At 36.6% G+C, this 12570-nt stretch carries 12 protein-coding genes; 10 read left to right on the top strand and 2 right to left on the bottom strand.

Annotated elements, in window-relative coordinates:
• Window positions 1–175: 175 nt before the first annotated feature.
• The 10 genes from MHH66_RS24215 to MHH66_RS24170 all read left to right on the top strand — a co-directional run bounded on the left by MHH66_RS24215 (window position 176) and on the right by MHH66_RS24170 (window position 9630).
• Entirely contained in the window at window positions 176–874 is a 699-nt protein-coding gene (locus tag MHH66_RS24215; RefSeq protein WP_002034509.1) for a response regulator transcription factor, read from the top strand.
• Window positions 867–1973: a sensor histidine kinase gene (locus tag MHH66_RS24210; protein ID WP_002138832.1), complete on the top strand. Its 1107-nt coding sequence runs from the start codon at window positions 867–869 to the stop codon at window positions 1971–1973. The genes MHH66_RS24215 and MHH66_RS24210 overlap by 8 nt, the downstream gene beginning before the upstream one ends.
• Before the next feature lie 82 nt (window positions 1974–2055).
• Window positions 2056–2916, top strand: a complete 861-nt coding sequence (locus MHH66_RS24205; RefSeq protein ID WP_063218172.1) for a M15 family metallopeptidase — start codon at window positions 2056–2058, stop codon at window positions 2914–2916.
• A 276-nt stretch (window positions 2917–3192) separates the two neighbouring features.
• Window positions 3193–4293, top strand: coding sequence for an amidohydrolase/deacetylase family metallohydrolase (locus MHH66_RS24200; protein WP_078184710.1), 1101 nt, complete (start codon window positions 3193–3195; stop codon window positions 4291–4293).
• The gene (locus tag MHH66_RS24195; RefSeq protein ID WP_063218171.1) at window positions 4271–5374 is read left to right on the top strand and encodes a DgaE family pyridoxal phosphate-dependent ammonia lyase; all 1104 of its coding nucleotides are present in this window, start codon (window positions 4271–4273) and stop codon (window positions 5372–5374) included. The genes MHH66_RS24200 and MHH66_RS24195 overlap by 23 nt, the downstream gene beginning before the upstream one ends.
• A 1-nt stretch (window position 5375) precedes the next feature.
• Window positions 5376–6131, top strand: a complete 756-nt coding sequence (gene dagF / locus MHH66_RS24190; protein WP_078184709.1) for a 2-dehydro-3-deoxy-phosphogluconate aldolase — start codon at window positions 5376–5378, stop codon at window positions 6129–6131.
• Window positions 6124–7140 (top strand): sugar kinase, encoded by a 1017-nt coding sequence (locus tag MHH66_RS24185; protein WP_002129637.1) that lies wholly within the window; start codon window positions 6124–6126, stop codon window positions 7138–7140. Before dagF ends, MHH66_RS24185 begins: the two co-directional genes overlap by 8 nt.
• Window positions 7140–7865, top strand: a complete 726-nt coding sequence (locus MHH66_RS24180; protein ID WP_002015828.1) for a GntR family transcriptional regulator — start codon at window positions 7140–7142, stop codon at window positions 7863–7865. The genes MHH66_RS24185 and MHH66_RS24180 overlap by 1 nt, the downstream gene beginning before the upstream one ends.
• 65 nt (window positions 7866–7930) lie before the next feature.
• Window positions 7931–9256: a gluconate permease GntP gene (gene gntP / locus MHH66_RS24175; protein ID WP_078184708.1), complete on the top strand. Its 1326-nt coding sequence runs from the start codon at window positions 7931–7933 to the stop codon at window positions 9254–9256.
• A 179-nt stretch (window positions 9257–9435) separates the two neighbouring features.
• Window positions 9436–9630 (top strand): YjcZ family sporulation protein, encoded by a 195-nt coding sequence (locus MHH66_RS24170; RefSeq protein WP_002112522.1) that lies wholly within the window; start codon window positions 9436–9438, stop codon window positions 9628–9630.
• 209 nt (window positions 9631–9839) lie between these two features.
• Here MHH66_RS24170 and MHH66_RS24165 read toward each other — a convergent pair whose 3' ends face one another.
• The gene (locus MHH66_RS24165; RefSeq protein WP_078184707.1) at window positions 9840–11813 is read right to left on the bottom strand and encodes an FtsX-like permease family protein; all 1974 of its coding nucleotides are present in this window, start codon (window positions 11811–11813) and stop codon (window positions 9840–9842) included.
• Window positions 11810–12562 (bottom strand): ABC transporter ATP-binding protein, encoded by a 753-nt coding sequence (locus MHH66_RS24160; RefSeq protein WP_000393251.1) that lies wholly within the window; start codon window positions 12560–12562, stop codon window positions 11810–11812. Before MHH66_RS24160 ends, MHH66_RS24165 begins: the two co-directional genes overlap by 4 nt.
• Between the last annotated feature and the right edge of the window lie 8 nt (window positions 12563–12570).

The following is a 12570-nucleotide window of genomic DNA, read 5'->3' as shown; positions in this document are numbered from 1 at the left end:
CAAATAGCGGGATGATTTTGTCGTTAATTTTCGGTAAGTCGATATATTTAAAAAATCGCCGATATAATTTCATTTATCAAGGTTACTCTTACGGGTAGCCTTTTCTCAGTGTACAAATTGGATAGACTAGTTTAAAATCGAGCGTATGAAAACAGAATAAAGTAGGGGGACTAAAATGAAGCGCATTTCAATTTTAATAGCTGATGATGAAGCGGAAATTGCTGATTTAATTGAGATACATTTAGAAAAAGAGGGTTACCACGTCGTTAAAGCAGCTGATGGAGAAGAAGCCATGCATATTATTCAAACGCAGCCAATTGACTTAGTGGTTTTAGATATTATGATGCCGAAAATGGATGGATATGAAGTGACGAGGCAGATTCGCGGCAAGCACCACATGCCAATCATTTTCTTAAGTGCGAAAACATCTGATTTTGATAAAGTGACAGGTCTTGTATTAGGCGCAGATGATTATATGACGAAACCTTTTACACCGATTGAATTAGTTGCACGTGTAAACGCACAACTGCGTAGATTTCTTACGTTAAATCAGCCGAAAGTAGCGGAGAGTAAATCTGCTTTAGAAATTGGCGGAGTTGTTATTGATCCTGAGCGCCGAACGGTAAATGTGTACGATGAGAAAATTGAATTAACCCCAAAAGAGTTTGATATTTTATATTTATTAGCGAGTCATCCGAAGAAAGTGTACAGTGTGGAAAATATTTTTCAGCAAGTATGGGCTGAAGGGTATTACGAAAGTGGAAATACAGTTATGGTACATATTCGTACACTGCGGAAAAAACTTGGGGAAGATAAAAGAAAGAATAAGTTAATAAAAACGGTATGGGGAGTAGGGTATACTTTCAATGGCTAAAAAAATGAGAAGCTTTCGCTCAAAGATGGTTATGCTATTTGCGCTAAGTATGATATTTGCTGCTGGCATAACGTATTTACTTTATGAAGGATTACGGATTTATTATAAGCTAGTAGTTCGTTATGAGGATCCTTTAGCCCAATTTCGTTCAATGGTAAGACAAATTGGGGATATTAATTTCTTTTTAATTATCTTTATCCCTCTATCCATTATGTTTTTCTTCTTCCTTACTAGACCATACTTAAAATATTTTGATGAGATTTCGAACGGGATTCATCATTTGGCGAACGGTGATTTTACAAATCAAGTTCGCGTTTCATCAAATGACGAGTTTGGATATATTGCTCGTGAAATAAATGTAGCGAGTGAGAAATTAAAAGAAGCAGTTGAACGAGGAGACTTTGCGGAAAGTAGTAAAGATCAGCTCATTGTCAACTTAGCTCATGATTTAAGAACGCCGCTAACATCTGTTTTAGGGTATTTAGATTTAATTCTTAAAGATGAGAATTTGACGAAAGAACAAATTAAGCATTTTTCCACAATTGCTTTTACGAAATCTGAAAGGCTTGAAAGCTTACTTGATGAATTATTTGAAATAACGAGAATGAATTATGGCATGTTGCAGCTGGAAAAAAGACCAATTGATATAAGTGAACTACTTATACAGTTAGAGGAAGAATTGTATCCATCATTAGAAAAAAAGGATTTAGAAGCGAGATTGAATATTGTGCCCCACTTACATATTAATGGTGATGGAAAATTATTAGCTCGAGTCTTTGAAAATCTTTTAACGAATGCGATTCGTTACGGATATGATGGGAATTTTATTGATATGAACGGATATATTGATCATGAAGAGGTAGTTGTACAAATTATTAATTACGGAGATAGCATTCCAGAAGAGGATTTACCGTATCTTTTTGATATGTTTTATACAGGTGATAAAGCAAGATCAGAGCAGCAAGGTGGTACAGGCCTTGGGTTATTTATTGCGAAAAATATTGTCGAGCAGCATGATGGGACAATCTCTGCTGAAAGTAACGTAATTAGAACGATATTTGAAGTGAGATTACCAAAAGAAGAGAGCAAAGCAATTTAATAAAAATTTAAACTTTACCCCACTTTTTATTTTAATAGTTTTTTCTATTCTATACGTAAGTTACGTTAAGGAGGAACTAGAAATGAAAAAGTGGGTATTTATTTCTCTTTTTATAGTATGTACAGCATGTGTAGGCTTTTATATATCACCAGTATTTCAAAAGGAGATCGATGTTAAAATTGCAGAAAAAGATAATAAAGTAAAAGCCGCGAACACTGAAAAGATAGAGGTTACAGAGGAACAAATTTATAAAGGTGATCTATTATTAGTTAATAAAGATTACCCAGTTAAAAAAGATAGTGTTAGGTCCGATATTATAAATGTAAATCACAATAGTGAATTAGTAAGAGGCTATGTAATATTTGATAGAAATCTTCGCTTATCAGAGGGGGTTGTAAAAAAGTTTTTGAACGTTGTCGATGCAGCTGGGAAAGATGGAGTACAGCATTTCTTAATGAGTAGCGGTTACCGAGATTTTCAAGAACAAAGTAAATTATATAAAGAAATGGGATCTGATTATGCACTTCCAGCAGGATATAGTGAACATAATTTAGGATTATCACTCGACGTTGGGTCTACTCAAAAGAAAATGGAGAAAGCGCCTGAAGGAAAATGGATTGAAGATAATGTATGGAAGCACGGATTTGTTTTACGTTATCCGAAAAATAAAAGCGATATTACAGGCATTCAATATGAGCCGTGGCATATACGTTATGTTGGCTTACCACATAGTGCGATTATGCAAAAAGAGAAAATTACATTAGAGGAATATTTAGACTTCCTCAAAGAGAAAAAAGAAATTTCAACTGATGTTGAAGGTAAGAAATATACGGTTTCGTATTATAAAGTTTCGGGTAATATGAAAGTGAATGTTCCAGCGAATAAGCAGTATGAAATTTCGGGGAACAATATGGACGGGGTTATTGTGACGGTTCAGGAATAGAGAAAAAGGCTGGTCCGTTTTGGGTCAGTCTTTTGGCATATAAGAAATAGATTGCCGTTTTTTGTCGGTAGATCGATATTCCTTGTCGAATCATTGATATAATTTCCTGTACTATCAACATTTTGTGGATTGTTTTTTTATTTACCATTAAACATTATAACGTTATATTTACTTCTTCCTTTTTTTGTGTTACGCTAAACGTGTGAAAGAGATATAAAATGAAATTTTAATGTAAGCGTATTCTTATGGCTTCTTATAGAAAAGGGTGGAAATACAATGACAGAACGATTCGTGCTACGTAATGTGAAGCGTGTGAACGGGGAAGAGATTGACATTGTAGTTGAAAATAATAAAATCGCACAGGTGACGAAAGCTGGTGCTGGCGAGGGTGGAAAGGTTCTTGATTACTCAGGTACTTACGTATCGAGTGGCTGGATTGATTTACACGTTCATGCTTTTCCAGAGTTTGATCCGTATGGCGATGGGGTGGATGAAATTGGCGTTAAGCAAGGGGTAACGACAATTGTTGATGCGGGTAGCTGCGGAGCTGATCGTATTGCAGATTTAGTACAAAGTAGAGAGCAGGCAAAAACGAATTTATTTGCCTTTTTAAATATTTCTCGCATCGGTTTGAAACGAATTGATGAATTATCCAATATGGAATGGATAGATAAAGAGAAAGTAATAGATGCAGTAGAAAAGTATAAAGATGTAATCGTTGGATTAAAAGCGAGAATGAGTAAAAGTGTCGTTTGTGATAGCGGAATTGAACCGCTGCACGTAGCGCGTTCTTTATCTCGTGAAACATCATTACCGATTATGGTACATATCGGTTCAGCTCCTCCGCGTATAGAGGAAGTTGTACCTCTTTTAGAAAAAGATGATGTCATTACACATTACTTAAACGGGAAAGAAAATAATTTATTTGATGAAGAAGGAAAACCGATATCTGTGTTATTAGATGCAGTGAAACGCGGTGTTCATTTAGATGTTGGGCATGGTAATGCTAGTTTTTCTTTTAAAGTAGCAGAGGCAGCGAAGCGTTACGGCATTGCCCTTAATACGATTAGTACAGATATTTACCGGAAGAATCGTATACACGGTCCAGTTTACAGTATGGCTAACGTTCTTTCGAAATTCCTTTACTTAGGTTATCCGCTAGAAGAAGTAATTGATGCAGTTACGAAAAATGCGGCAGAGTGGCTGAAAAAACCAGAGCTTGGTCGTATTCAAGAAGGCGATATTGCAAACTTAACTTTATTTACGGTGAAAGATGAACCGATTACGTTAATTGATTCAGAAGGGGATCAGCGCATTGCTGAAATAAGAATTGATACGAAAGGGGTTGTAATCAATGGGTCATTCATTGAATGCTAAGTACGGATTAAAAAGAGTTATTAATGCGAGCGGTAGAATGAGTATTTTAGGTGTATCCGCTCCGACAAATACAGTGATGGATGCGATGAAACATGGTGGACAAAATTATGTAGAAATTGCTGATTTAATAGATAAAGCGGGAGACCATATTGCGAGAATTCTAGATTCAGAGGCAGCAGTTGTTGTAAATTCAGCATCAAGCGGAATTGCGCTTTCTATCGCTGGTATCGTTACAGAAGGAAATCGTCGTAAGAGTGAACGACTTCATCAAGAGGTAATCCTGAAAAACGAAGTGATTATGTTAAAAGGTCATAACGTTCAATACGGTGCTCCTGTTGAAACGATGATTTATTTAGGCGGCGGTAAGCTCGTTGAAGTGGGTTACGCAAATGAAGGGAAAGCAGAGCATATTGAAGATGCAATTGGCGAAAATACAGCAGCTATTCTTTATGTGAAATCGCATCATGCAGTGCAAAAAAATATGATTTCTGTTGAAGAAGCGTGGGAAGTAGCACAGCGAAATAATGTACCACTTATCGTTGATGCGGCAGCTGAAGAAGACATTCAAAAATACGTGAAGTATTCAGACCTAGCCATTTATAGCGGTTCAAAGGCGATTGAAGGACCTACTTCTGGTATTGTCGGCGGTAAACGAAAATATATTGAATGGCTAAAAGTGCAATTACATTGCAGCGGTAGAAGTATGAAAGTTGGGAAAGAAACAACTTTCGGTTTACTTCAAGCGCTTGATGAGTACGGAGTAAAAGAAGATAAGAGTGAACAAGAAAAAGAGTTGTTACAAGTACTTATGCCGCTGAAAGAGTTAAACGGTGTAAATGTAACAATCGTTCAAGATGAAGCTGGAAGAGCAATTTTTAGAGCGCGTATTCATATTAACGAGAACGAATTAAATAAAACTGCAAAAGATGTTGTGACCGCGTTACGCGAAGGGGAAATCGCAATTTACACACGTGATTACGGAGTAAGACAAGGATTCTTTGATATCGATCCACGTCCACTTCAAGGTGATGACATACATGTAATTGAAGAAAAAATGAGAGAAATTGTAGGGGGAAACTAAAATGACAAACATTCAAAAACGTTTTTATAAAGGCCGCGTAGCATTAAATGTATTAGCGAACAATACCCGAAATGCGAAAAACATTTTTGAAGCAGCAGAAGGTTATGTAGTCGTTGGAGTGTTATCAAAAGATTATCCAACAGTAGAAGAAGCAGTAACTGCGATGAAAGCATACGGAAAAGAAATTGATGACGCTGTATCAATCGGACTTGGAGCAGGAGATAATCGCCAAGCAGCAGTTGTAGCTGAAATTGCGAAGCATTATCCTGGTAGTCATATTAACCAAGTGTTCCCTTCAGTTGGAGCGACGCGTGCAAATCTTGGCGGAAAAGATAGCTGGATTAATAGTTTAGTATCACCAACAGGAAAAGTAGGGTACGTAAATATTTCTACTGGTCCAATTAGTGCAGCTGGAGAAGAAAAAGCAATCGTTCCAATTAAAACAGCAATCGCACTTGTACGTGATATGGGCGGGAATTCATTGAAATACTTCCCAATGAAAGGCTTAGCTCATGAAGAAGAATATCGCGCTGTTGCGAAAGCATGTGCGGAAGAAGGATTTGCATTAGAGCCAACAGGCGGAATTGATAAAGAGAACTTTGAAACAATTGTACGTATTGCATTAGAGGCAAATGTAGAGCAAGTTATCCCGCACGTGTACTCTTCTATTATTGATAAAGAAACTGGCAATACGAAAACAGAAGATGTTCGTGAATTACTAGCAGTCGTGAAGAGGTTAGTTGATCAATATGCGTAAGAAAATTGCAGCATTCGGTGAAGTAATGATGCGCCTGCAAGTGCCAGGGTATGAATTGCTATCGCAAGCAAACACCTTAAATTACTCATTTTCTGGTACAGGTGTGAACGTTGCAGCAGCACTTTCTCATCTAGGGCATGAAGGTTTTCTTATTTCAACTTTACCGGAAAACTCTGTTGGGGATGCTGCGGTATCACATATTCAAAAGTTAGGCATTCAGGCACCGTTTGTTTCAAGAGGCGGTAAATATGTTGGTATGTACTTTTTAGAAAATGGATTTGGAGCACGCGCAAGCCGCGTTACATATTCGAACCGATTAGAAAGTAGTTTCAATACGGCATGTGAAGAGATGTACCAATTTGAAGAAATCGCAAAAGAAATTGATATCGTTCATTTTTGCGGGATTACCCTTGCGATGAATGATACTGTGCGCCATCATATGAAATCTTTGGCGAAGGCAGTTAAAGAAAATGGAGGCACTGTCGTTTTCGATTGCAACTATCGTCCATCGCTTTGGGGAGAAGATGGGTATGAACAGGCGAAACCTCATTATGAAGAAATGTTAGGCCTTGCCGATATTGTAATGATGAATGAAAAAGATGCGATGTTTGTTCTCGGAATGAAAACGGAAGAGACGGAGCGAGAAGCACAGCTTGTTGATCTTATTCCAAAAGTCGCTGAAATATATAATATCGCTACAATTGCTGGGACACATCGTTCTATTAATAGCGATAATACACACTCACTTCGCGGATTCATATGTAAAGATGGGACGTTCACTTTTGCCAAAACACTTACGTTTTCTGTATATGATAGAATAGGTGCTGGAGATGCTTATACGAGCGGAATTATTCATGGCGAGATAGAAGAGTTTGCACCAGAGAAAGCTGTTTCATTTGCGTCAGCAGCTGGAATGCTTGCACATACAATCGTCGGTGATACGCCAATGTCATCAGAGAAAGATATACTTCGGGCAATGACGGCATCAGTAGGTGATGTAGAAAGGTAGTGGGTGTAACGGTGAACGTAACGAGAAAAAGAGGTCCATTATATTTACAAATTAAAAATATTATTCGTGATCGAATATTACATGGTGTTTATGCCATTCATACAAATATTCCTTCTGAACCACAATTAGAAGAAGAGTTCAAAGTGAGTAAAATTACAGTGCGAAACGCAATTAAAGAACTCGTTCAAGAAGGATATTTAGAAAAGAAAAGTGGTAAAGGAACGAAAGTCATTCGAAATACTTCTGCGACAAAGCTTTCAAAGGGAAAGAAATTTACAGAAGTGTTAGTGGAAGAAGGCTATAAAGTACAAAAGAAATTGCTAAAGGCAGAAGTGGTTCATAATGAAGAAGGAACAGTACCATTTCGTTTATTTGGTAAAGAGAGTTTTCGTATTGAGCGCCTATATGCTTTAAATGATACTCCGTACATTCATTATACGCACTATTTCTCAGCACAAATGGCAAGTACAGACTTAGCGGACTTTGACTTACAATCGCTTTATGATCTAGTCGAGGACCGTGGTATACATTTAGAAAACTTCAGAGATGAATTCGCTGTTGGATTTGCGCCTAATTTCGTTGCAGAAGCGTTAGGAGAAAAAGAGGGAACAGCGTTATTAAAACGTATGCGCTATTCTTACGATGAAGTTGGAGAAGTAATTGAATATAGTGAAGGCTACTACAATACGGAAATGCAGCATTACGTTGTAAATTATGATGTGTAAAAAGTGAAGAGGGACCAATTCCCTCTTTTTTTGTAAAAAAATTTCATATCGAAGGGGAATGGGATATGGATATATACTTATTAATCGTCACGTTAATTGCGATCGCAATTGTTATTTTAGGGGTATCATGGTGGAAATGGCATGCGTTTATTAGTTTAACAGTTGCTAGTCTATTTTTAGCTATTATGTCTGGGTTGAACTTGACCAAAATTGTTACTGCCTATGAAACTGGTGTTGGTAGTGTACTAGGGCATTTAGTTGGTATTTTGGCTCTCGGAACAATTTTAGGGAAAATGATGTCCGATTCAGGGGCTGGCATGCAAGTAGCAGATTTCTTCATTCGATTCTTTGGGGTGAAAAAATTACCTTGGGCAATGTTATTCGCCGGATTTGTTATAGGTATTCCAGTGTTTTTTGAAGTGGGAATCGTCATTTTATTACCACTTGTTATTTCAATTCGAAAAACAACGAAACAAAATATATTGTTAATTGCGTTACCTGTTATTGCTGGATTATCGATTGTACATGGGCTAGTGCCGCCGCATCCAGGTGCGATGACAGCAATCGGTATTTATAATGCGAATTTAGGAAAGGTACTATTGTATTCATTAATTATCGCGTTACCAACAGCAATTATCGCAGGACCGGTATTTGCAAAGTGGGTACATAAGAGGGTTATACCTGAAAATGAACCGGAGCTTGTTCGAGTTACGACAGTATCAACTGATTTACCGAGTCGTAAAGTTTCATTTTTTATTATTTTACTGCCAGTAGTTTTAATGATTTTATCAGTAGTCGCACCATATATTTCATTACCGGAAAAAATAACTGAATTTTTAGTATTTGTGGGAAGTCCGGTAATCGCTTTACTTATTTCATGTTTCGCAGCGTTTTATTTGCTTGGTATAAAACAAGGAATTAATAAAAAGATGATTAAAAAATTAACAGATGAAAGTTTACTACCTGTCGGTTCCATTATTTTAATAATTGGTGCAGGCGGTGGATTTAAACAAATATTAATTGAAAGCGGCGTTGGAACAGCCATCGCTCAAATGGCAGAACATATTTCATTATCACCAATCGTCTTAGCGTTCATGGTAGCGGGATTAATCCGAATTGCAACAGGTTCAGCTACTGTAGCATTAACGACAGCAGCTGGAATTGTTTCACCGGTTATTCAGCACATGTCTGGTGTAAATTTAGAATTACTCGTTATTGCAACCGGTGCAGGTTCATTAATGTTTTCTCACGTAAATGATGCAGGATTCTGGCTTGTAAAAGAGTATTTAGGTTTGACAGTAAAAGAAACGTTTAAAACGTGGACGGTGATGGAGACATTGTTATCATTTATTGCATTCGGCTTTGCGCTTTTACTTAATATGTTTGTTTAGAAGAAGGGGGTGCCTATTTAAAGGTATCCTCTTTTTGTGTTGGGGCTCTTTTCATGAAACAAGCCCGTTTTTAGGAGTGCCAAGCTTCCTATTTGCCCTGAAAACATAATATAAATGGAATCCCCTCATTTAGAGCAAGACGATCTTGTTATGAATGATACTAAAGGAGGAATAGAGTAATGAGCGAAAAGTGTGAACACAGACATGATGATTGCGACCGCAGACGTGGGTGCGGAGGCGGTTTTGCGCTTCTAATCGTATTGTTTATTTTATTAATTATCATCGGTGCTAGCTGCTTCGGCGGAGGCGGCGGTTCTTGTGGTTACGGCGGTTATGGTGGCTATGGCGGCGGCTATGGTGGATATTGCTGCTAATTATTTAAAAACTATTGAAAATGGCCTTGTGCAATACGCACAAGGCCATTTTATTCCGCATTAACGGGCAGTAAGACTCTCATCTTAAAAATTGGGTGTAAAGCACAGAAGTTAGGTGAGAGACCCAACTGCCCGTAAAAGCCCAATTGGTTCAACTAATAATCAGTGGGGAGGGACAAAACCCCCCACTGATTAAAGTTTCACTTTATTCACGTTCTAATATGCTGTGATAATTTACTAATGTACAGAGAACGGATTAAGAAGAAGAAAATGATCTCGATAATCCCGAACAACGTAAGTATAATGATTAATTCTTTTAATAAAGAGAAAGAAAACATGCTTTGTAAAAACTTAATCGCAAATATTGTATGAATACCAGCAACTATATAAGGAATGAAAAATAAAATTCCTAACTGAATCGTTGCAGAACGAAACATTTCCGATTCTGTTAAGCCGAGTTTTGTAATCGTAATGTACTTTTGTTTTTCAGTCGTTAAGTCGTTATACATACGGAAGTATAAAACGCTAGCTGCTCCGATAAAGAAAATAAAGCCGAGAAATGCCCAAATAAAGAAATTAGCAATTGCATCTTCTTTACCGTGAACTAGTTCATCAGTAGCCGTATATATGTAGAAAGGAACTTGCGCTTTCTTTTCTTTATGTTTTTCGTAGAACTCACGTGCATCATCACCAATAGCACGTAACATATTTTTTGTTGGAACCATTGCATTTTCCCAGTTTTCTACGAAGTAGTTATAGATTACGGTCGTTTCAATATGAGGAATCATATTGTCAAAAACATAATCTTGTACAACAATTAAATGGGGGAATGCAAAGGATGGTTCTATCCCTTTATTAATAAATCCTTTAATATGAAATTCTTTTTTATTAGATCCGATTGCAATTGTATCTTGTTTTGCAAATGGATTTGATACAAGATTTAAGAGCGCTGGTGAATGACGAGAAATAATATAAACTTGTGTAGAATCAAGAGCTATTTCTGGTCTCTGTAATTGCTTAGCAATCGAGTTATAATCACTCATTTTCATAAGCGCAATCTCTTCTTTTAAAGCTGTATCTTTTAAAACTGTAAACTTATACTTATTGTATTGAAAATTAGCATTTGTAAGCTCAGTTTCAATTGTAGTAATGTGCTTTTGTTCTAGGGAATTTTCACCTTCTGATGTATACGTAAAGGGGACAGGATATCGCTCTAATACCGATGCCTTTGTATTGTTATTAGCAGCAAACAGCCCAATAATAATTGTAAATGCAAGTGCAGACAACATAGAAACGATAAAAAGTACATTAATATTACTACGAGTACGAGCAACTAAATCTGAAATCCATAACATATTTATTTGTTTCATATAAAACTTTCTTCTTTTTTTTAAAATGAAGATGAAGAGAAGAAATGTTTGTGAAAAGAAAAAATATGTCCCGATTACTACGAGTGGCAAAATAGATAATATGATAAAGAATACAGATCCATTTTGTACATTTTTTTCCGTTACATAGCCTTGCGGATAACCAGCAATATAATAGCATAGTCCTAAACAAGTTAAGGCAAACAACGAGATTATTATTGATGGTCTTTTTTCTTCTGTTTCTTTTTTAGTAACTTTAATTAGTCGAATTGTTTTACGAGTACGAATGAACATCGGTGTAAATGTAGAAACGATGAAAAATAAAATAATAAAAGTTAATGTTGTAACGATAATTGCCTTTGTAGGCCAATATAAGTAGAGGCCTTTCGCACCTGTTAATTTAGAAGTAACTAGTAAGAAAAAGTTAGAAAACACAAGCCCGCCTTGTATACCAACAAAAATAGCCAGTATTCCAATTATCATATTTTCAGTAAATAAAAGTCGCTTTAATTGTTTTTTTGATATACCAAGAACGGTTAATACCCCGAATTGTTGCTTCCTTACATTTAAAAATGTTCCAAGTGAATAAAGCAGGAAGAAGAATGAGAACAAGACAATGACAAACTGTGCTGAACCAGCTAAGTTCATCAGGGTATCTCGTTCTTGATAGCTCTGAACATTTTGTAGGCGCGGATGATACGTATAAACAGCAAATGAAAAGAAAACCATGATAGAAAAAGCGCTACTTACAAAGTAGGCGAAATATGCTTTAGAATTACGAGAGACATTTTTAAATGCGAATTGCCAAAATGTCATCCACGTCTTCCTCCTAGTAATGCTAAAACATCTAATATTTCTTGATAAAATTTCTCGCGATATAGTCCGCGGTGTAATTCATTGTAAAGCCCACCATCTTTAATGAAAATAACGCGGTTACAATAACTTGCTGCAAACGGATCATGAGTAACCATTAAAATTGTGGCATCCTCTTCTTTATTTAATTTCGTAAATAGCTCCATTACATCAATTGCTGCTTTAGAATCTAAGTTTCCTGTCGGTTCATCCGCAAGTAGAAGTGACGGATGATGAATAACAGCGCGTGCTACCGCGGTACGCTGTGCTTGTCCTCCAGAAACTTCAAAAATACGCTTGTCCAAAATATGATCAATTCCAAGTTTCTTTGAAATGTTATCGAGTTTTTCGTCCATCTCTTTTAAAGGAACATTATCTAAAGTTAAAGGCAGTACGATATTTTCACCGATTGTTAGTGTATCTAATAGGTTAAAGTTTTGGAAAACAAACCCTAACTCTTGGCGGCGGAAAATCGCTAGTTTCTCTCTACGAAATGTGTGCGGTTTTTTTCCATTAATCACGACATCACCAGAAGTAGGGGAGTCAATTGTAGAGATAACGTTTAAAAATGTAGATTTACCGCTACCAGATGGTCCCATGATAGCAACAAATTCTCCTTTATCTACATGTAAATTTATATTTTTTAAAGCAGTATGAGGGACTTTTCCTTCATACACTTTTGAGACGTTTTTTATGTGTAATACCTCTTCCATAATAATCA

Origin of the sequence: Bacillus sp. FSL H8-0492, assembly GCF_038006145.1 — a bacterium.
Lineage (GTDB): Bacteria > Bacillota > Bacilli > Bacillales > Bacillaceae_G > Bacillus_A > Bacillus_A mycoides.
The sequence above is the reverse complement of the archived record's forward strand: the minus strand, read 5'-3'. Positions and strand labels throughout refer to the sequence as shown.

Bases quoted from the DNA above. Each gene is read 5' to 3' on its own strand.
- MHH66_RS24215 (WP_002034509.1), top strand. From the start codon at position 176: ATGAAGCGCATTTCAATTTTAATAGCTGATGATGAAGCGGAAATTGCT.
- MHH66_RS24210 (WP_002138832.1), top strand. From the start codon at position 867: ATGGCTAAAAAAATGAGAAGCTTTCGCTCAAAGATGGTTATGCTATTT.
- MHH66_RS24205 (WP_063218172.1), top strand. From the start codon at position 2,056: ATGAAAAAGTGGGTATTTATTTCTCTTTTTATAGTATGTACAGCATGT.
- MHH66_RS24200 (WP_078184710.1), top strand. From the start codon at position 3,193: ATGACAGAACGATTCGTGCTACGTAATGTGAAGCGTGTGAACGGGGAA.
- MHH66_RS24195 (WP_063218171.1), top strand. From the start codon at position 4,271: ATGGGTCATTCATTGAATGCTAAGTACGGATTAAAAAGAGTTATTAAT.
- dagF (WP_078184709.1), top strand. From the start codon at position 5,376: ATGACAAACATTCAAAAACGTTTTTATAAAGGCCGCGTAGCATTAAAT.
- MHH66_RS24185 (WP_002129637.1), top strand. From the start codon at position 6,124: ATGCGTAAGAAAATTGCAGCATTCGGTGAAGTAATGATGCGCCTGCAA.
- gntP (WP_078184708.1), top strand. From the start codon at position 7,931: ATGGATATATACTTATTAATCGTCACGTTAATTGCGATCGCAATTGTT.
- MHH66_RS24170 (WP_002112522.1), top strand. From the start codon at position 9,436: ATGAGCGAAAAGTGTGAACACAGACATGATGATTGCGACCGCAGACGT.
- MHH66_RS24165 (WP_078184707.1), bottom strand. From the start codon at position 11,813: ATGACATTTTGGCAATTCGCATTTAAAAATGTCTCTCGTAATTCTAAA.
- MHH66_RS24160 (WP_000393251.1), bottom strand. From the start codon at position 12,562: ATGGAAGAGGTATTACACATAAAAAACGTCTCAAAAGTGTATGAAGGA.